This window comes from Pseudaquidulcibacter saccharophilus, from assembly GCF_019455445.1.
Taxonomy (GTDB): Bacteria; Pseudomonadota; Alphaproteobacteria; order Caulobacterales; family Aquidulcibacteraceae; genus Pseudaquidulcibacter; species Pseudaquidulcibacter saccharophilus.
The window spans coordinates 159,936-179,427 of sequence record NZ_JAHWUS010000003.1 but is presented as its reverse complement, the minus strand read 5'-3'; the positions used below and the strand labels follow the sequence as shown (position 1 = coordinate 179,427).

Genomic DNA, 19,492 nt, shown 5'->3' with positions numbered 1-19,492 from the left:
GTATAATACGCCCCTTTTTTGCATTCAGTTAACTAAGTTTTACCTTTTTAGGGGCAAATAGAATTTATGAGTATTGATGTTTCCCAACTTATCGCCCTTGTCTCTTCACGTGTTTGTCATGACCTTGCATCCCCGATTCAGGCCCTGACGACGGCACTAGATGTCCTTGAAAGCGATAATTCACCGGAGATGCGCGAAAGTGCAATCGGTCTTATCCGTAATTCAACCAATCAGGCAGGTGCAAAAGTTGACTTTATGCGCGCGATTTTTGGCTCGGTTACCGCCGGTAACGGAAGTTCAAGTCTTGCTGATTTGAAAAACATTGCCGCAAAATTTATTGCCACTCAAAAGCCTGAATTCAAGTGGGAAATCACCGAAAACGACTTTCCAAAACCTTTGGCACGGGTTTTAATGAACCTTATTATGATTGCTATCGACAGCCTGCCAAGAGGCGGCGAAATCGAGGTCGTAACCACCAAAAACGGCAATAATTACGAAGCATTGGTCAAGGCAACTGGTTATAGGGTTAACCTTAAACCTGCTATGCGCGCATCATTGCAAGGCCGTGCGCCAGAAGATGGTTTTGATGGTCGTTCGATTCAGCCATTCATTGCATTTTTGACTGCAAAACAAAATAAAATTGAACTTGCGGCCCGCGAAGATGAGCAAAGCGTCACACTTATTGCACGCATGCAAAGCGAAACATCGGGAATGATTGGGTAAATCAATACTAGTGTATTTCATCGCGCCTTGGACATTTTGTCATTGGACATAAGGTCATCGGACGGATTGTCTAATTGCAATAAGTATCAGCTAAATTAACGAAATCCCTCTTTTTACTTTGGGGGATATTTTGAAAAAATCACTATTAATCGGTTCATGCTGCTTTGCAATTCTAGCCGCAAACAATGCATTTGCAAAAGATAGCAATAATCCTGATGATGAAATTGTCATCGTCACCGCCACAAGAATGGAAACAAAGACCAGCCTTGCGCCAGGCAATGTTTCTGTTGTCACAAAAAAAGATTTAGAATTACTTGGTCGCCCTAGCCTTGCTGAAATGGTACGTAATTTAGAAGGTATCACAAGCGGTCTTTATCGTGGCCAAGCGGACCAAATTGGTGAAATGCTAATTCGTGGTATGTCAAGCCAATCGCAATCGATGGTTCTTATTGATAATATACCAGTACAAACATCATATGCCGGAAGCGCACAGGCTTTAGGCGGGGTTTCTGTCGATGATGTTGAGCGCGTAGAAATAGTTCGCGGCCCATTTTCGAGCCTTTATGGCAGTAGTGCCATGGGCGGCGTAATAAATTATGTAACTGCCTTCCCCAAAAAAAATGAAACACGCTTTACAATTGCCTATGGAAACGCCTTTGATGAAGGGCGCGCACAAAAAAACCTTGTACGTGGAACACTTGCACTGACACGTCAATTTGGTGATAGTTTCAGGGTTAAATTTGGTTATGGTTGGTCTAGCAGTGACGGCTATAATTCAGATTGGGTCACAACCTCTTACTTGCCAAGCCGTACCGGCTTTATAACCCAGAAAACCACAACGGGGGGTACACAATATATAGTTGGTTCACGCGGTTATGGCTCTTTTGACAAACAAGATTTTAACTTAAAAGCGCAAGCAAATATTACGTCCAATGATACGGTTGATTTTTGGGCCGCACATTCAGAGCTTGATTATGAATATCTAAACCCACAAACCTATTTAAAAGACGCCAATGGAAACCCAACTTTTAGTTCGCCAACGTCAAATACCCGCAGCCCAATAATTGAAGCAAGTTTTTTAAACACTTCACAAGCAACAGAAGTTACGAATGACCTTATTTCTTTGAGTTGGAAGCATAATTTTGCAAATTCAAAACTTAGCGTTCAAGCATCAAACCTATATGTTGACGAATGGTATAGAACCCCAGGCTCAACTTCAACCACCACATTCAATGGTGGCCCTGGTGTTTACACTCCAAGAACTTCTGAAAACACAATCATTGATATTTTATGGCAAAAAGAATTTCCAATTGGTTTAGTGCTTTTAGGCGGTCAATATAAAACCACAAAAGCAACAGCAGACACCTATGACATGAGTAATTGGAAGGATAATTCATCCTTGACCACATTCACAACCAGTATGGGTGGATATGACCGAACGTTGGCAGCATTCTTTGATTATCATTGGAAATTACAAGATAAGTTAAGCGGAACATTGGGTTTGCGGTTTGAGAACTGGAAGACATATGATGGTTATACCCTTGACTTCACTAAACCAAATGACACGTCATTAAACCAGCACTTGCCATCAAACACACTTGAAAGCACAACACCAAAAGCAACTGCGGCATATCAAATATCTGATAATAGCCGTGTAAAAGCATCATGGGGACAAGCCTTCCGCGCACCGGATGCACGCAGCCTTTACAGAACTTATTATCGTGGCACAGTTCTTTATAATGCAAACCCATTCTTGAAGCCGGAAAAAAGTGAATCTTTTGATATTGGCTATGAATATAGCTTTTCAAAAGGTGGCATTTTTAAACTTTACGCATTCCAAAATGAGATCACAGATATGATTTCAAGCAAAACCATATCTGCAACCTATGTTGAGCGTATCAATATCGGCAAATCACGTATCAAAGGTATTGAGGCAGCATTTAATATTCCGCTGCCATATAATTTCAAATTAAATAGCAATTATACTTATATGGATTCAAAAGTTATTGATAACCCAACCGACCTCGCCTCTGTTGGAAAACAACTAACTTCTATTCCAAAAGAAATGGCCAATATCGGCATAAGCTATGATAATAAAAAATTCTTTGGTTCTTTAAACTATCAATATGCATCAAAAAGATATTTCAACACCTCTAATAACGATATAATTGAAGGTGTTTACGGCGCATATGATGCCTATAATATTTTAAATGCAAAACTAGGCTATCGTTACAACGATAATGTTACCTTAAGTCTTGCCGTTTCAAACCTTACCGATGAGACCATTTATAACTCCGTAATTACCGAGGGGCGCTCTTGGTACTTGCAACTCAGCACAAAATTCTAAACCATTCATAAGGAACACAACAATGACAAGAAGTTTATGGGTTGTAGTCCACAGATGGCTTGGACTTTTCATGGCGGCATTCCTTTTAATTGCGGGTATTACAGGAACTGCATTATGTTTTTACCCTGAAATTCAGCTTGCGCTAAATCCCAAATGGCAAAAGGTTGACCCACAACACAATTATCTTGATGCCAAGCAAATAGTTGCAGAGGTTGAGAAAAAATATCCAAACCTTAGTGTCTCCACAGTTGATTTTCGCGGCATGGATGAAGTTGCATCCGTGAGAGTTACCCCAAAAATGCAACACGGAAATGGACAGCGCCAAGGCCAAGGTCAGGGTCAGGGTCAGGGGCATAATCACGCCAAAGCCAACTTACCGTTCGATCGCATAATCCTAGACCCTAAAACAGGCGCAATTGTTGATACGGTTAAAACCAATGACATTGCCAAGGGCGGAATTTCGCGCCTAGGAGAATTCTTATTATATTTGCATTTTCAATTATCGCTCGGAAAAATTGGCACCTTATTCATGGGAATTGTTGCTATTATTTGGCTATTAGATAGTTTTGTAAATTTCTATTTGACCTTACCGAAATTAAAACCTGCGCAAACAGGCGAAGATGATGTAAACCACAAAAACTTTTGGCAAAGATGGTCACCATCATGGAAAATTCGCACAAAAAGCGGCGGCTATAAACTTAACTTTGATCTTCACCGTGCGTTTGGTCTGTGGTTATGGGCTGTTCTGGTAATATTTGCATGGTCTAGTTTTCAATTTAATTTCCATATGGATTTATACCCAAAATTGATGAAAACTATAAGTGATTATGAAACCACATCTGACACGTTGCCCAAACTGAAAAAACCATTAATGAACCCAAAAATTGATTGGGGACAAGCACAAGAACTTGGCAATTCATATGCTAAATCAGAGCTTGAAAAAATTGGCGTTGAACCAATCGCACCCGTGCGTATTTTTTATAATCCACGTAGTGGCGCATATTATTACCAAACCACCACGACAAAGGATTTGGAAGATCGCCCAAGACATCACGGAACCATGGTTTATATCGATGGCAATAGTGGAAAAATGCTTCGCTTCAGTAGACCAACCGGAGAGCATTGGGGAAATACCCTATCTAGTTGGACCGCATCACTACATTCAGGTGTAGTTTTTGGGTGGGCGTACAGAATATTTGTTTCCCTTTTGGGTCTTGTGGTTGCCGGTCTATCGCTTACAGGATTTATCATTTGGATAAAAAAACGTGGTGCACGCCAAACCGCAAAAATAAGGATTAAACAAAAACTTCTTCCTGCTGCCGCAGAATAATTTTAACAATATAAAAAAGACCGCCAAAAGGCGGTCTATTTTTTTATTTTTTTGCAATTTTGTCTAATTGCTCTTGCATTGCTTTTAGCTGCTCTTGCATCGCTTTTAATTGGTTATCGGCCTGTGGCTCTTCTTTTGGTGTAGGGTAGAATGGGTTACCGGTCATTGCCTGCGCAGCCTTGGTAAACATTTCCATATTTGCCTTCATGGCATTTGAAAACATATCAAAGCCAGGGTTTTCACCACCAACAGATAACGCCTTGCGCCATTGATCTTGATATTGTGCGAAATTTTTCATCGACATCTCAAGATATGATGGAAAAAAGCTTTGGACGCTTTTGCCATAATATGAAATCAAATCACGAAGGAAATTCACGCTTAGAAGGTTTGAATCACCATTTTCTTCTTCAAAAATGATTTGTGTAAGAACTTGGCGGGTAATATCTTCGCCGGTTTTTGCATCCAAAACCACAAATTCAACGCCATCACGCACTAATTGTGATAAAAATTCCAATGTCACATAAGACGAAGAATCCGTATTATACAAGCGGCGATTGGCGTATTTTTTGATAATTACCTTTTCTTTCTTCGCGTTCATTTTTAACCCCAAGCTGTATTTTTTTTCTTGTGCATCGCAGCACTTATACAATAGTATTAATTTATGCAACACCAATACTTTAGTAATTGTCAAGTGACTTTGTAAGATATAAAGGATTTAACACTTTTGCTGCAGAGCAAAAAAACAGGGAGTTTTGAGGAGGAATTCATGACAGAAATTGTTATCGCATCATTTGCACGTACACCGGTTGGCTCATTCTTGGGTGGCCTTTCATCACTAAAAGCGCATGACCTTGGCAAAATTGCCATTGAAGAAGCCGTAAAACGTGCTGGTATCAAACCTTCTGATGTTAACGAAGTTATTCTAGGTCAAATCCTTTCAGCCGGCCAAGGACAAAACCCTGCACGTCAGGCAAGCCGTAATGCGGGTATTCCAGACGAAGTTCCGGCATGGCAAATCAACCAACTTTGTGGCTCTGGCCTTCGCGCGGTTGCATTGGCTGCGGGGCAAATTGCCACCGGACAAGCAGATGTAGTTATCGCGGGCGGCATGGAATCAATGTCACAAGCAAATCACGCGGCATTCCTTCGCAATGGGCAAAAAATGGGTGGTGTTACCTTCAATGATACCATGCTTACCGATGCATTGACCGATGCATTCCATGATTACCATATGGGCATCACCGCCGAGAACGTTGCCGAACAATGGCAAATTTCACGCGCTGAACAAGACGCGTTTGCGGTTGCATCTCAAAACAAAGCCGAAGCCGCCCAAAAGGCAGGTAAATTCAAAGAAGAAATCGTACCTGTAACCATCAAAACCCGCAAAGGCGATGTTGTGGTTGAAAATGACGAATATATTCGCCACGGCGCAACAATCGAGGCAATGACCGCCCTTAAACCTGCTTTCAAAAAAGACGGCACGGTAACTGCGGGTAATGCGTCTGGTATTAACGACGGTGCGGCGGCAATTGTTTTGATGTCAAAAGCCAAAGCAGACGAATTGGGCGTTACCCCAATTGCGACCATCAAATCATATGCAACAGTTGGTGTTGACCCTGCTATTATGGGTACTGGCCCAATTCCATCATCTAAAAAAGCACTTGCGATTGCGGGTTGGGATGTAAAAGACCTTGATCTTGTAGAGGCAAACGAAGCCTTCGCGGCACAGGCAATTGCCGTTAACCGCGATATGGGTTGGGACACTGATAAAGTAAACGTAAACGGTGGCGCAATTGCGATTGGTCACCCGGTTGGCGCATCTGGCGCGCGTATCCTTTGCACCCTATTATCTGAAATGCAAAAGCGTGATGCCAAAAAAGGCCTTGCAACCCTATGCATCGGTGGTGGTATGGGCGTAGCACTTTGCGTAGAACGTGCGTAATCCAGCCATTTTGCGAACGTAGTGAGCAGTAAAATCAAAATTAAAGGAAAACCGAAAACCTAGTTTTCGGTTTTCTTTATTTTTTAAACAAAAAAAGCCCCTTTTGGGGCTATTTTGTTAATGGCTGACATAGGGGGTATAAAGTTGAAACCAAAATGTGAGCAAAGCGAACGCCAAATCAAAAATGGAAAAATTTTTAAAAACCGCGCTTTTTGAAAATTTTTCGCAATTTGGAGCCAAATTCCTGAGTGAGGTCGAAGACCGAGGGTGGGAATTTGAATATAAAATGGCGGACAGAGGGGGATTTGAACCCCCGATACCCTTACGAGTATGCCGCATTTCGAGTGCGGTGCTTTCAGCCGCTCAGCCACCTGTCCAATAAAATTGGATTAGGCTTTGTATTAAAAACTGTCTAGTATTGGATACATTTTCGCAAAATTTTAAGCGGATAATGCAACCTTATAATTTACCTGCTTCGCGTTCTTTCACGGCCTTGAAGGCGATTTTTGGGAATTTTTCGGCGACATATCCGATATCCCATGCCGATTTTCCAAGATAAACCAAATCATCATCAATATCGCGGGCAATGCCCATTTTATTGCGATCCATGAAATTATCCATATCGACTTTGCTTTCAGCACTTATCCAGCGCACGGCATTATAAGGGCAGGCTTCAAATGTTGCCTCAAGCCCATATTCAGCCTTGATACGTTCAACCAAAACGTCAAATTGCAACGGACCAACCGCGCCAACAATCATATCTGAACCAATATCAGGGCTGAAAAGCTGGGTAACGCCTTCTTCGGATAATGCGCGTAATGCCTTGCCCAAATGTTTGGCTTTTAGTGGGTCTTTTACAAACACGCGGCGCAAAATTTCAGGGGCAAAGTTTGGAATACCAACAAATGAAATATTACCAGATACCGACAAACTATCACCAACCCGCAAAACACCGTGATTGGGAACACCAATAATATCGCCCGCATATGCCTCATCGGTTAATTCACGATCTTGGCCGACAAACATCATCGGATTATGCACACCAATTTGTTTGCCAGATAAGGTTTTAAGGCGCATTCCGCGCGTAAACTTACCACTTGCAAGGCGAACCATTGCCACGCGGTCACGGTGGTTGGGGTCCATATTGGCCTGAATTTTAAAGACAAAGCCCGCAACTTCATTGCCATCGGCCTGAACTTCAGACGGAACGCCTTTGATGGCACATTTGGTATTATGCGGTGCAGGTGCATAATCCACCAAGCCATCAAGCAAATCCACCACACCAAATTGACGAAGTGCCGAGCCAAAGAAAACCGGCGTCATATGCCCTTCACGGAAAGATTGCAGGTTAAATTCGGAATAACCACCTTGCACCAATTCCGCACCCATTTGAATTTCTTCAAGCTCTTCATTGCTTAGGATATTTCCGGCTTCATCAAGTGGCATACGTTCGTGGGTTATCATGCCCGCCTGCCCTGGTTGTGGGCGTTCAAAGGCAACGAATTTATTGTTGCGTAAATCAACCATGCCTTTAAAGCGGTTGCCCGAACCTTGCGGCCAGAAAATTGGCGCGGGGTCAAGCGCTAGTTTGCTTGCAACCTCGTCCAATAATTCCATTGGATCTTGGGCTTCGCGGTCCATTTTGTTTATAAAGGTTATGATTGGAATATCACGAAGTCGGCAAACTTCGAATAGTTTTAATGTCTGCGGCTCGATACCTTTTGCGGCGTCAAGCACCATAACCGCACTATCCGCGGCAGTAAGCGTGCGATAAGTATCTTCGGAGAAATCTTCGTGCCCCGGGGTATCAAGCAAATTGATAATATTATCGCGGTGTTCAAAGGTCATAACCGATGCCGAAACCGAAATCCCACGTTCTTTTTCAATATTCATAAAATCCGATGTCGTGCGGCGTTGTTCACCACGCGCGCGAACTGCACCCGCCATACGAATTGCACCACCCGTTAACAACAGGTTTTCTGTCAATGTGGTTTTACCCGCATCGGGGTGGGAAATAATTGCAAAAGTTCTTCTGCGGGCTGATTGCCGTGCTAATTCATTCATTTGATTTGCCTTTGAGATAGGCGCTTTTATACAAAAATCGTCCAAGGTCAAATGCGTCGCTACAAAAAGGCAAATTTATCGTTCAATTTTACCTTTTTATAATCGGATTATGATATTTTACCATTATGCAGATATCGAATAATAATATTACTAGCCTTTTGAATACGACCTATAAGGATCGTAAACAGGCGGAATCTGCACAAAAAAATGAACAGGCAAAACAGGCATTAAATACACTTTTAACAGCCAGTAAAAACTCAACCAAAGAAATTAATGATAATAAAAAAGCCAATGCCAAGGCGCGCCTGCAAGAGGTTGCAAAACGTATTCAGCAATTAAAACTAAATTTCACTGGTGACCCCAAAATTTTGGCACGTATGCTGGCATCATTGGTAAAAGAATTAAAGCAAATCATTAAAGATTATGGCTCTGCACTTGGCAGTGATGGTATTGGGGCGGCTGGTTATTCTGATGCTTCGATTGGTATTACAAAAACCGCTGCGGCTAATGAAACGACAGCATCCATAGACGTAAATACCCAAACCCAAGATGCGGCAGTAACAAAAGCCACAAATGATACAAGCACCACCGTAGAATCCACAGAACAATCATCTGAAAAGCCAACTCAAGAAACGTCAGAGGCCGCAAATTCAAACACCCAACCAACCGACAAAACCAACGAAAATCCGGTATTGAAACCCAAGGAAGAAGATGAATTTGTCAAAATGGCGCGTAAGGCATTGGAGGATCTGAAAACGCTTTTCAAAATCGCCAAGGCGGCCGTCAAATTTACCTATAATGATAAAGAGGGCAATGAAATCATCAAAGACTTTGAAGATGATTTCAAAGACGCCGAAAAAGAATTTGCCGATATTGAAAACAAAACCAATGTTGCCAATAGTGGCACTTTGGTTTCATTGGTTGCCTAACTAATCCTTCAAGAAATACGTAACCGTTGTTACCACACGCACGGTTTTATCAACCTGTTTATCGCCGCTTTCATTCGGGATTTCAATTGCGGGGTTAACCTCTATCACGCCTTGATTGGCATTTTGAATTGCACCAACTTTTGCACCCGATTCAGTGGCAAATTTTTGCGCCGCTTCACGTGCTTTTTTGGTCGCTTCGGATAATAATTCTGGTTTTAAATCGTTTAATTTAGTGAATAGGAATTTTGCGCCCGAATTATATTCATCACCACTTAGGACGACACCTTGCGCCAAAAGCCCAGATAACCCACTTGCGGCCTTTGAAACCTTATCAACTTCGTTTGATTTAACCAAAATATCCTCGGTCAAAGAATATCTTAACCCCTCTTGAATTTGGTTATTGCCATATGAATTGGCCCATTTATCCTCAACGCGAATGTTTTGCACACTTATGGCATTATCGGCAAAACCTTGGGTCTTGAGGTAATTTTTAACCACATTCTCACCTTGGGTAAGGGTGTTGCGCGCCTCATCCAATGTTGCGCCATTGGCGGTGAAACGAATTGGCAAAAAGCCCAAATCCGCCTTTACCGAACGCTCTGCTAGGCCTTTTACGGTTACGGTGCGAAAGCCAAGGCGGGATTTTACCAAGCCATGCCCCGCAAAAAAACCACCCGCCGCAATACCAATTGCCATAAAAACAGCCGGAACCATATTCGAATTATTATTTGCCATCATTCCCTCTCTTTTAAAGGAAGGATTAACGATAATTTATGGTAAATTTAGGGCATTTAAAATTTGCGATGCCGTAATTTCATAAATATTATTATCTACCATATAATAGGATTTATCTTTATAAACCTCACCATGCAACATTTTCAGGGGATTATTGTTTTCATCAAGAATTTGCAAAAGATATGGCTCTTGGGTCTTGCGGTCAATCACGGTAATACAGGTTTGGTAAATTTTATAATCATTTTCATCGAGTAATTCTAAATTTGGACTATTATAAGATTCTCCGGTTTTTAAACTTAGTGATGTATATGCCCCTTCTTCCAAAGTCTGAAAGGGATCTCCTTTGCGGTATCCAGCACCTAATTTAATATAATATTTATCGGTTATCATCAAAGCATCAGGTGAACCAGCTGGGATTTTGTCTTCAATAATCCTTAAATTACCCTCTTTAATTTCAAGAATTTTGTTATCATCCCATGAACAAATATAAATAATTCCGTCATCACCAATATTAAGATTATCAATTGCCGAAATTGAGAAACGTTTATCGCCGAAAAATGATGTAACCAATTTACCATCTTTGGCAAAACAATTAATTCCTCTCGTTGAGAGGTTGTCGCTACCAAATGCCCCTTCGTCAAAATAGCCAACCCATATATTATAGTTTTTATCGACCAATAATTTTTCAACCGCATCGCCAATGCGAAACATGGCTTTAAACTTACGGTCTTTATCAAAGATAAAACAATTCGGAACGATGCCATTATTGCGAATTTCAGCAATTATATAATCGCCGTTCAATGCACGCTGTACAATTCCAATATCAATATTTTCACCATTGCTAATCCGGGGAAATATAATTTCATTTAGGTCAATATCAAAAACCTTATTGTCTGCAACAATCAAAACCTCCCCCAAAATATTTGGAAAACATTTTATCCAACGTCCTTTAACGCCTTTAATTATAGGCAGAATTTTCAGATATTTGGTATCTTCAGGAAATTCGTATTTAATTTTATCCATTATTATTCAGCTTCAAATTATCGAATATTTTAATACAAAAAATTTGTTATACTGAATAATTATATTTCTTGTAAAATACAATAATTCCCACAAAGATTGCAAAACAAAACAAATCAAACATTGTTATATTTCAGACTAATACGCACATTCCTCATAAACTTTGTTGATATCCCCACCCCACTCGTTTTTAAATTTATCAATTAGGCGCATTGCGGGGGTAATTCCGGTTTCGGCGATATCTTCAAGTTCACCCAAGAAGCCAGTTTCATTATCACCGGCGGCATTTAATGCGGCGCGGGCATTAAGGCCAGAACGGGCGATTTTAAGTGTCTCTTTGGCAATATCTTGCACCCGTATCCCACGAATTTTGGCATTTAGACCAAGTGCGGGGACGGCACGGCGCAAACCTTCAACATCATAGGCATCCCAATCTTTTATCAAATCAAGCGCCGCCGAAAGTGCGGCTTCATCGTACAAAAGCCCAACAAATAATGCGGGCAGCGCACAAAGGCGTGACCAAGGCCCCGCATCCGCGCCCCGCATCTCAAGATAGGATTTCATGCGTACTTCTGGGAACAGGGTGGTAAGGTGATCTTCCCAATCTGATTGGGTCGGTAATTGCCCTTCAAAGCCTTTTAACTTGCCCGCCATAAAATCACGGAATGAAAGGCCAGAAACATCATGGTAAATACCATCACGTTTTACAAAATACATCGGCACATCAAGCGCATATTCAACATAATCTTTGAAACCAAAATCCGAATTAAATACAAATTTCGGCACGCCGGTTCTATCGGGGTCGGTATCGGTCCAAACATGGGCGCGATATGATTGATAGCCATTAAGACGCCCTTCGGCAAAAGGCGAATTGGCAAAAAGCGCGGTTGCAATTGGTTGCAACGCCAAAGATGCTTTGAATTTTCGCGCCATATCGGCTTCAGAGGCAAAATCAAGATTAACTTGAACCGTGCAAGAGCGGAACATCATTTGCCGCCCCAAACGCCCAACCTTTTGCATATATTCACGCATAATGTTGTAGCGCCCTTTTGGCATCATTGGCACATCTTCAAGGCGGGTTTTGGGCTGGAAACCAAGCCCCAAAAAGCCAATCCCCAAATCATCGGCAACCGAACGCACTGCCGTCAAATGGCTTGCAATCTCAATACAAGTTTCGTGAATTGAATTTAACGGCGCGCCCGATAATTCAAACTGACCACCCGGTTCCAAAGTTACCGAGCCATAACCTTCTTGAAGGCCAATGATATTATCGCCCTCATAAATTCCATCCCAATGCGTATTGGTTTTAAGGCCGTCTAAAAGTGCCTTAATACCCTTTTCACCCTCATACGGGACGGGATCATTTGTGCCATGATAAAAACCAAATTTCTCATGTTCGGTGCCAATACGCCATTCATCCTTTGGCTTCATACCTTTGGTAAAAGTATATAAAAGGTCATCGTATTTTTCGATTGGCGTATTTTTATCGATTTTTGCCATTAAATTGCTTTCTAATCTGGCGGTCACTTTGGCCGCATTTAAGTTTATTTTTTGCCCATTACAACAAGAATATTTTTCTAAAAATCACCATAAAAGGTTTGCAAAAGTGTAAGCCCTGCAATCGCAGCAGTATCGGCACGCAATATCCGTTTCCCAAGGGCAATTGGAATAACATTTGTGTGTGACAATAAAAATTCACGTTCCTTGTCGCTAAAGCCGCCTTCTGGCCCAACCAAAAGTGCTATTCTGTCGCCTTTATCTGGGTTTGCATTGGCAATGGTTTTTCCACCACCGGCCTCATCAGCGAAAAGGACTTTGCCATCAAAACCCTCAACCGCGCTTGCAAGATAGTTAAGCTCAGAAATCTTGGGAATATTAAGCCTTTCACATTGCTCGGCAGCCTCGATGGCAGTTAAAAGATATTTTTCTGTATTAATTTTTCGTACAATGGTGCGTTCAGTTAAAACAGGTCGTAAATTTGCAATCCCTAATTCAGTTGCTTTTTCAATTATATTATCGTTGCGATGCCCTTTTATGGGCGCAAAAAACAACGTCAAATCAGGTAGATTTTCCTGTTCACGTAATTTAGTCACAAGTTCAACAACAACAGATTTTTTGGACGAATATTTTATTTTTGCCGAATATTCGCCGTCTTCGCCGTTGAAAACGGTAATCTCATCATCGTCTTTAAGGCGCATAACATTGTGGACATAATGGGCATGCTCCTTACAAAGGGGAATTTCTGCGCCAATTGAAAAGGGAAAATTTATAAAAAGCCTCGGATTATCGCGCATATCGCCACCCATTTAAACAATAGACAATATAAGTAATGCAAAAAACCAAATTTTAAAGACTTTGATGTGATTTCAAATTGCAAAAATATGGGTGAAATTATATTAGGGCGCATGATTTTACTTAGCGCAAACGGTGCGCGCTCTTTAATTGAAGAAGCGGCGCAAATATTAGAGAACATTGGTGGCTTTGGTGCTGTATCTTGGCACGAATGCGAAAGACGACAATTCCGCCTTGAGGCATATTGCGAAGATGAAGAAGTTGCGCAATCGGGCGTTGGCGCACTTGCTATCATGCTGCCTGAAATAAATGCTAAATTTGCACCACTCGAAGATAATGATTGGGTGCGTATGTCACTAGAAGGCTTGCCGCCAGTAAATGCTGGTCGTTATAGAATTTGTGGCACACATGACAAACGCAAAACCCGCAATGGTCGCCTTGAAATCATCATTGATGCCGGCGAAGCATTTGGCACGGGGCATCACGGCACAACACGCGGCTGTTTGCTTGCCCTTGATAAATTGGTCAACGCTAATAAACGGCCAAAACACGTGCTTGATGTTGGCACTGGCTCTGGGGTTTTGGCAATTGCGGCGGCACAGGTTGGCGCAAAATGCATTGGTACAGAAATTGATGCCAATGCTGCACGGGTCGCGGTTGAAAATATGAAAATCAACCATACCTCGTCGGCTGTAAAAGTTTATGTTGCCAATGGCATTAAAAAAGCAGGAATTCGTAAGGCCGGCGGTTATGATTTGGTATTTGCCAATATTTTGATGAAGCCATTGGTTAAATTATCGTGGGATTTGTCGGCATCGGTTAAAAAAGGTGGTCACCTTGTGCTATCTGGTCTTTTGGCAACCCAAGAACCAAGCATTAAGCGCGCCTTTGGCAATAAGGGGATGAAATTGGTAAATATTTACCATCAGGATGTTTGGTCCACCCTTACCTATCAGAAGATATAGTTTTTAATATTTATCCCGCACTTATGTTTAGGCGGCATTTGCCCCAGGCAAAGATAATGACGCATAGGTGCGCGTACCCGGCGTGTATGAAAGCCCGTGTACGAAATCCATCAATATATCTTCAAAGCCTTTTGCATCAATTTGCATCGCTTCACGATTTGGGAAACGGTATGACCAGAATGATCCAATATGCGAAACCACACCCATCAAATGCCCCAATTCGATAAATAATTGCGGGCTTTCAAGAAGGAATTTCTTGAACGCTGCGGCATGGGCTTTTTCAATCAAATCATCAAAAGCCTTGTCATAAAGCGCCATAATCTCTTTACATTCGAACGCAACTTCACGAAGTGATTGTTTTAATTGCGATGCAAGGCGTGAAATATTGGCTTTGGTTTCCGTATCCGCACGGTCAGTAATACGAACCTTATCAACGTGACCAATAACAGAGACCAAATCACTATAAATTGTGTCCATCTGCCATTTGAAATAAATAAATCCGCGCCACGCAAAAATACCGTCACGGAAACTATCACCCTCTAGTCCCAAGGCAACCCTTAATGGCTCCAATTTTTCGTCGGCTTCGTTTGATAAAATCAAATCCACCATTTTGTTTACAAGCTCATTGGAACCTTCGCTATCACCGCCAGAGAATGCAATTTCAATAAGACGAGATATTTCAGTAGAGGTAAAGTTACGCATTCTTTCAACATCCGCAGGCGAAATATCGAAATAACAATCGGCCGGATAATGGTCATGCTTACGTAAATATTCACGCAAAAGAAATGGATCGAGTGATGGTAATTTATTTATCATTACCAGCAATTCCATATCCTCTTTCAATGCCTCAACATTGCTGCCCGTTGCTGCGGCGAGTGCCTCACGGTAATTGGTCTGGTTTACGAAAATTGCTTGTCCACCAAAGTTAAGCGATTCCCGAATTAGCGGGAAAATTATCTTGGTCACGACTTTTTGGCGGCGCGGCATTAAATATTGTTCATCTGTGCGCAAACGGTGCTTAACAATAATTGCACGATTAAGTTTTGGATTTTGGAAAAGTGGTTTTTCTTCATACTCAGGGTCGCCCGAATGCTTTTCAAAAACACGATAAAGGTTTAAAACCCGACCAGTTGAGCCGAATTTATGCAGCATTTCGAGACTTCGAACACCTTTGGTTTCCAAACCATACTCCAATTAAAACATATATTTTTTTAAATTTGCAGGGCGATTTAATCACACGAAGGTGTAAAAAACATTAAACAAGTCGAACTTTTTTTGAAAATTATGCTATTGCATATCCAAAGCAGAAGGTGCGTAATGACAAATAATGAAAATAATAATGGCTTAAGCTTCCAAACCTTTAACACAGTTGGCGGGAAAAATTTCGGACAAAATGCGATTCCCAAAATCCGTGAAAAACTTAAAACATTGGGTCTAGACGGTATCATTATACCACACGAAGATGAATGGCAAAACGAATATATCCCGGCCGCCTTTGAGAGATTATTATTTGCGACTGGATTTTCTGGTTCGGCGGGCAGCGCAATTGTGACGCTTGAAAATGCCTATATGTTTACGGATGGGCGCTATACAATTCAGGTAAAAGTGCAAACGGATAACGATTTATTTGAATATTGGGATTTGGTTTCTAAGGGGCCAAAAGTTTGGCTTGAAGAAAAGTCAAAGGGTTTGAAAATTGGTTATGATCCAAAATTATTCACTCCCGCATCGCTTAAAACCCTTACCGAAGCGGCACAATTTGGCGGCGGTGAATTGGTTGAACTAAAAAGCAATCCAATCGATGAAATCTGGGAAAACCGCCCTGCAAAACCTGCGGCACTTGCTATGCCACATGAAGATAAATTTAGCGGTGAAAATGGCGCGTCAAAGCGTGGAAAAATTGCCGAATCTTTAAGCGAGGGCGGCAATCATGCGGTTATTCTTACCTCACCGCCATCAATCGCTTGGGCGTTTAATATTCGCGGTGGTGATGTTTCACGTTCGCCATTGGTGTTATCAAATGCGATTATTAATAATGATGCAACTGCGCAGCTATTCATTGCCCCTGAAAAAGTAACCCCAGAGTTAAAAGCACATCTGGGAAATGGCGTTGAAGTTTTAAGCGAAGCAGATTTTGAACCTGCACTTGCAAAACTATCGGGCAAAAATATTGCCGTTGATGGCGGGCTAACCTCGGCATATATTGTTAACGTTCTTAAAAATTCTGGCGCAAATGTTAATGAGGTACAAGACCCAACTACTTTACCGCGCGCGATGAAAAATGAAACCGAAATCAAGGGAATGATAAATGCCCATATTACCGATGCGGTAGCAATGGTTAAATTCCTGCATTGGTTTGATCAAGAGGCACCAAAGGGTATTTTAACCGAAATTTCTGCGGCACAAAAATTAGAATCATTCCGTGCGCAATCACCGGAATTGGTGGATTTGTCTTTTGATTCTATCTCTGGCGCGGTTTCAAACGCCGCAATGGCACATTATCGTGTTAGCGAAGAGACCAACAAAACTATTGAACCCAATTCATTCTATTTGATTGATTCAGGTGGGCAATACAAAAACGGCACAACCGACATCACCCGCACCATTAGTGTTGGCGAAGTTAGTGACGAAATGAAAGACCGCTTCACCCGTGTTCTAAAAGGTCATATCGCGCTTTCATCCATTAAATTCCCAGAAGGAACCCCTGGCTGTATGCTTGATACTTTGGCGCGTATGGCATTGTGGGATGGTGGTTTTGACTATGACCACGGTACGGGTCATGGTGTTGGCTCATATCTTGGGGTGCATGAAGGCCCACAAAGAATTGCCAAAGTTCTTGCCAATATCCCGCTTCGTGAAGGTATGATTTTATCAAACGAGCCTGGTTTTTATAAAATGGGTGGCTATGGTATCCGCACCGAGAATTTGCAATATGTTACCAAAGCAACCGTGCCACAAGGCGGTGAACGCACAATGCATAGTTTTGTAACCCTTACCCTTGTACCAATCGATACACGGGCAGTTGTTATTGAAATGCTATCCGATAACGAAAAGAAATGGCTTAACGAATATCACGCCAAAGTCTATAAAACCATCGGCCCATTGGTTGATGAGGATACACGAGATTGGCTATTTGAGGCATGCAAGGCGGTTTAAGTTCCAATAAACAAAAAGACCCCGATTTTTCGGGGTCTTTTTTTAATTTTTAAATCAAGATTAGCCGCCGCCAAGAACAGTTTTCACCTTTTCGGCAAGTTGCACCATTTCAAACGGTTTAGGTAAGAAGTGGATGTCGCGATCTTTTTCAAGAATTTCGCCAAAGTCTTGCTCAGCATAGCCTGACATGAAAATAACCCTTGCCTCACCCAAATATGGTTTGGCCTCTTTCAAAAGGGTTGGACCATCCATAATCGGCATCACTACGTCGGAAATCAAAAGGTCAATCTCACCAGAGTTTTGCTCCAAAATTTCAAGCGCTTCTTCGCCGTCACCCGCTTCTTTTACATCGTAGCCACGCTGTTTCAGGATTTGGGCAGTAATGGAGCGCAAACCATCCTCATCCTCAACCAAAAGAATTCGCCCTTTACCAGAAAGATTGGTGGCGCGTTTAACAGGCTCTTTAACCGGTGCCGGTGCAGCCTTAACCGCTTCTTCTTCATTTGCTTCTGGAAGGAATACAGAGAAGGTTGTTCCCTTGCCTACTTCGGTCTCAAGCGTAATGTAACCGCCCGATTGTTTAACAATGCCATAAACACTCGCCATACCGATACCGGTGCCTTTTCCGGTTTCTTTGGTGGTAAAGAATGGTTCAAAAATCTTTTTGGCGGTTTCTTGTGTCATGCCAGAGCCATTATCAGACACCGAAATTTGGCAATATTTCACATTCGGAATATCGGCAACTTTTTCGTCTTTTAATGCCTTAACAAGTTCATCGCGACTTGCCTTTTTCGTGGACATTTTAACCCATCCACCAGAAGGATTATGCGAAAGCACTGCATCACGCGCATTGGTGATAAAGTTCATAAACATGGTTTCAAGCTGCTGCTTATCGGCCATAACATTTGGCAAATCGCGCCCGTGATGGATTTCAAATTTGACCCGTTCATCAAGCACTTGATGCAATAGATACGAAAACTCGGTCAATACTGCGCCAATATCCAAAACCTCGCGGCGGAACGTTTGCTTACGTGAGAAGGCCAAAAGCGTATGCACCAAATTCGCAGCACGCCCCGTGGTATTTCTAATACCTTGCAATTCTTGATATGATGGATCACCAACCGGATGGCGCATCAAAAGCGCATCAGTATTAAGAACGATTACGGTCAAAAGATTGTTTAATTCGTGCGCCACTTCAGAGGCAATTTTACCGATAACTTCCATTTTATTGGCTTGGGTAAGGCGGCCTTCCATTTCACGGCGTTCGGAAATATCGATTAAAAGTACGGCTGCACCTTTTTCGCCATCTTCCAAAAGCCACGCTTCACAAATGGTTTTATTGTTATTTTTCATCACCAACTCAACTGGTGACACCGAACCAATTGCAAGTTTATCAAGTTTTATAACATCTTCATCGCTTACAATTTCGCGAAGGTTTTGCCCGCTATCAACCCCTGAAATACGAACGAATGCAGGGTTTGTGCCGATGATTTGCGCACTTGAAATATCGCGTCCTGAAAGCCTCGCAATTCCAAGTGGCGCACCCGCAATTAATGATGCCAGATTGGCGCGCGAAATTGGCGGAACCTCGGCAATGCTTTCAATTTGTTTGGCTGGAAGCGGAACAGTTTTTACAACATTTTCCTCTTCAATATCGAAATTTTTATTTTTTGGTGCGCCTAAAGATAAAAGGCGTACGATATTATCGTCACCAAATGGCGTGATTTGCACGATATATTCTTCTATTGCCTCGGTTAAAGGGCGACGGTGGCGCAAGGCCTTACCAATTCTAAAAATTTTATCTTTGGTGGCTTTATCTTTAAAAATCGCCTCAAACTGCCCATCTTTTTGGGAAATCCGCCATTCTGGATTGGCAAGTTTCAAGTCGCCATTTTTTGAAAAGATTGCTGCTGGCTCAAGATATGAGTTAAGCAATTGCACCAGTAATTTTGCTTCCATCGGTTCGGAACTAAAGAGGTTTAACATTTT

General features: G+C 42.0%; 15 protein-coding genes and 1 tRNA gene. 7 read left to right on the top strand and 9 right to left on the bottom strand.

Annotated elements, in window-relative coordinates:
* Positions 1 to 66: 66 nt before the first annotated feature.
* The 3 genes from KXV15_RS09415 (at position 67) to KXV15_RS09405 (ending at position 4,400) form a co-directional block, all read left to right on the top strand.
* Entirely contained in the window at positions 67 to 723 is a 657-nt protein-coding gene (locus KXV15_RS09415) for a histidine phosphotransferase family protein (protein ID WP_240007934.1), read from the top strand.
* A 130-nt stretch (positions 724 to 853) separates the two neighbouring features.
* Positions 854 to 3,070 (top strand): TonB-dependent receptor, encoded by a 2,217-nt coding sequence (locus tag KXV15_RS09410; RefSeq protein WP_240007933.1) that lies wholly within the window; start codon positions 854 to 856, stop codon positions 3,068 to 3,070.
* 22 nt (positions 3,071 to 3,092) lie between these two features.
* A complete protein-coding gene (locus KXV15_RS09405; RefSeq protein ID WP_240007932.1) occupies positions 3,093 to 4,400 on the top strand; it encodes a PepSY-associated TM helix domain-containing protein in 1,308 nt (435 codons plus the stop codon).
* 43 nt (positions 4,401 to 4,443) lie between these two features.
* Here KXV15_RS09405 and phaR read toward each other — a convergent pair whose 3' ends face one another.
* The gene (gene phaR / locus KXV15_RS09400) at positions 4,444 to 4,998 is read right to left on the bottom strand and encodes a polyhydroxyalkanoate synthesis repressor PhaR (protein ID WP_240007931.1); all 555 of its coding nucleotides are present in this window, start codon (positions 4,996 to 4,998) and stop codon (positions 4,444 to 4,446) included.
* Positions 4,999 to 5,166: 168 nt separating this feature from the next.
* Between phaR and KXV15_RS09395 the strand changes: the two genes are divergently transcribed.
* Positions 5,167 to 6,342, top strand: coding sequence for an acetyl-CoA C-acetyltransferase (locus tag KXV15_RS09395; RefSeq protein WP_240007930.1), 1,176 nt, complete (start codon positions 5,167 to 5,169; stop codon positions 6,340 to 6,342).
* Between the two features lie 287 nt (positions 6,343 to 6,629).
* Here the strand turns inward: KXV15_RS09395 and KXV15_RS09390 are convergent.
* Both KXV15_RS09390 and KXV15_RS09385 read right to left on the bottom strand, forming a co-directional pair.
* Positions 6,630 to 6,719: transfer RNA gene (locus KXV15_RS09390), tRNA-Ser, on the bottom strand.
* An 82-nt stretch (positions 6,720 to 6,801) separates the two neighbouring features.
* Positions 6,802 to 8,406, bottom strand: a complete 1,605-nt coding sequence (locus KXV15_RS09385; RefSeq protein ID WP_240007929.1) for a peptide chain release factor 3 — start codon at positions 8,404 to 8,406, stop codon at positions 6,802 to 6,804.
* 125 nt (positions 8,407 to 8,531) lie between these two features.
* Between KXV15_RS09385 and KXV15_RS09380 the strand changes: the two genes are divergently transcribed.
* Positions 8,532 to 9,335: a hypothetical protein gene (locus KXV15_RS09380; protein WP_240007928.1), complete on the top strand. Its 804-nt coding sequence runs from the start codon at positions 8,532 to 8,534 to the stop codon at positions 9,333 to 9,335.
* Here the strand turns inward: KXV15_RS09380 and KXV15_RS09375 are convergent, their stop codons facing one another.
* The 4 genes from KXV15_RS09375 to KXV15_RS09360 form a co-directional block, all read right to left on the bottom strand.
* Positions 9,336 to 10,070, bottom strand: a complete 735-nt coding sequence (locus KXV15_RS09375) for an SIMPL domain-containing protein (protein WP_240007927.1) — start codon at positions 10,068 to 10,070, stop codon at positions 9,336 to 9,338.
* Positions 10,071 to 10,106: 36 nt separating this feature from the next.
* Positions 10,107 to 11,093, bottom strand: coding sequence for a hypothetical protein (locus tag KXV15_RS09370; RefSeq protein ID WP_240007926.1), 987 nt, complete (start codon positions 11,091 to 11,093; stop codon positions 10,107 to 10,109).
* Between the two features lie 135 nt (positions 11,094 to 11,228).
* On the bottom strand, positions 11,229 to 12,590 hold the full coding sequence (locus KXV15_RS09365) for a glutamate--cysteine ligase (RefSeq protein ID WP_240008313.1): 1,362 nt from the start codon (positions 12,588 to 12,590) through the stop codon (positions 11,229 to 11,231).
* A gap of 77 nt (positions 12,591 to 12,667) precedes the next feature.
* Positions 12,668 to 13,384 (bottom strand): 16S rRNA (uracil(1498)-N(3))-methyltransferase, encoded by a 717-nt coding sequence (locus KXV15_RS09360; RefSeq protein ID WP_240007925.1) that lies wholly within the window; start codon positions 13,382 to 13,384, stop codon positions 12,668 to 12,670.
* Between the two features lie 111 nt (positions 13,385 to 13,495).
* Here KXV15_RS09360 and KXV15_RS09355 point away from each other — a divergent pair, with 111 nt between their 5' ends.
* Positions 13,496 to 14,347, top strand: coding sequence for a 50S ribosomal protein L11 methyltransferase (locus KXV15_RS09355; RefSeq protein WP_240007924.1), 852 nt, complete (start codon positions 13,496 to 13,498; stop codon positions 14,345 to 14,347).
* Positions 14,348 to 14,374: 27 nt separating this feature from the next.
* Here the strand turns inward: KXV15_RS09355 and KXV15_RS09350 are convergent, their stop codons facing one another.
* Positions 14,375 to 15,529, bottom strand: a complete 1,155-nt coding sequence (locus tag KXV15_RS09350; RefSeq protein ID WP_240007923.1) for a hypothetical protein — start codon at positions 15,527 to 15,529, stop codon at positions 14,375 to 14,377.
* Between the two features lie 135 nt (positions 15,530 to 15,664).
* Here KXV15_RS09350 and KXV15_RS09345 point away from each other — a divergent pair, with 135 nt between their 5' ends.
* Positions 15,665 to 17,503 carry an aminopeptidase P family protein gene (locus tag KXV15_RS09345; RefSeq protein WP_240007922.1) on the top strand — a complete coding sequence of 613 codons (1,839 nt, stop codon included), beginning with the start codon at positions 15,665 to 15,667 and terminating at the stop codon, positions 17,501 to 17,503.
* Positions 17,504 to 17,563: 60 nt separating this feature from the next.
* Here KXV15_RS09345 and KXV15_RS09340 read toward each other — a convergent pair whose 3' ends face one another.
* On the bottom strand, positions 17,564 to 19,489 hold the full coding sequence (locus tag KXV15_RS09340) for an ATP-binding protein (protein ID WP_240007921.1): 1,926 nt from the start codon (positions 19,487 to 19,489) through the stop codon (positions 17,564 to 17,566).
* Positions 19,490 to 19,492 lie beyond the last annotated feature (3 nt).

Excerpts from the sequence above, each read along its gene's own strand:
- KXV15_RS09415 (WP_240007934.1), top strand. The coding sequence starts at position 67 with ATGAGTATTGATGTTTCCCAACTTATCGCCCTTGTCTCTTCACGTGTT.
- KXV15_RS09405 (WP_240007932.1), top strand. The coding sequence starts at position 3,093 with ATGACAAGAAGTTTATGGGTTGTAGTCCACAGATGGCTTGGACTTTTC.
- phaR (WP_240007931.1), bottom strand. The coding sequence starts at position 4,998 with ATGAACGCGAAGAAAGAAAAGGTAATTATCAAAAAATACGCCAATCGC.
- KXV15_RS09395 (WP_240007930.1), top strand. The coding sequence starts at position 5,167 with ATGACAGAAATTGTTATCGCATCATTTGCACGTACACCGGTTGGCTCA.
- KXV15_RS09385 (WP_240007929.1), bottom strand. The coding sequence starts at position 8,406 with ATGAATGAATTAGCACGGCAATCAGCCCGCAGAAGAACTTTTGCAATT.
- KXV15_RS09380 (WP_240007928.1), top strand. The coding sequence starts at position 8,532 with ATGCAGATATCGAATAATAATATTACTAGCCTTTTGAATACGACCTAT.
- KXV15_RS09375 (WP_240007927.1), bottom strand. The coding sequence starts at position 10,070 with ATGGCAAATAATAATTCGAATATGGTTCCGGCTGTTTTTATGGCAATT.
- KXV15_RS09370 (WP_240007926.1), bottom strand. The coding sequence starts at position 11,093 with ATGGATAAAATTAAATACGAATTTCCTGAAGATACCAAATATCTGAAA.
- KXV15_RS09365 (WP_240008313.1), bottom strand. The coding sequence starts at position 12,590 with ATGGCAAAAATCGATAAAAATACGCCAATCGAAAAATACGATGACCTT.
- KXV15_RS09360 (WP_240007925.1), bottom strand. The coding sequence starts at position 13,384 with ATGCGCGATAATCCGAGGCTTTTTATAAATTTTCCCTTTTCAATTGGC.
- KXV15_RS09355 (WP_240007924.1), top strand. The coding sequence starts at position 13,496 with ATGATTTTACTTAGCGCAAACGGTGCGCGCTCTTTAATTGAAGAAGCG.
- KXV15_RS09345 (WP_240007922.1), top strand. The coding sequence starts at position 15,665 with ATGACAAATAATGAAAATAATAATGGCTTAAGCTTCCAAACCTTTAAC.
- KXV15_RS09340 (WP_240007921.1), bottom strand. The coding sequence starts at position 19,489 with ATGTTAAACCTCTTTAGTTCCGAACCGATGGAAGCAAAATTACTGGTG.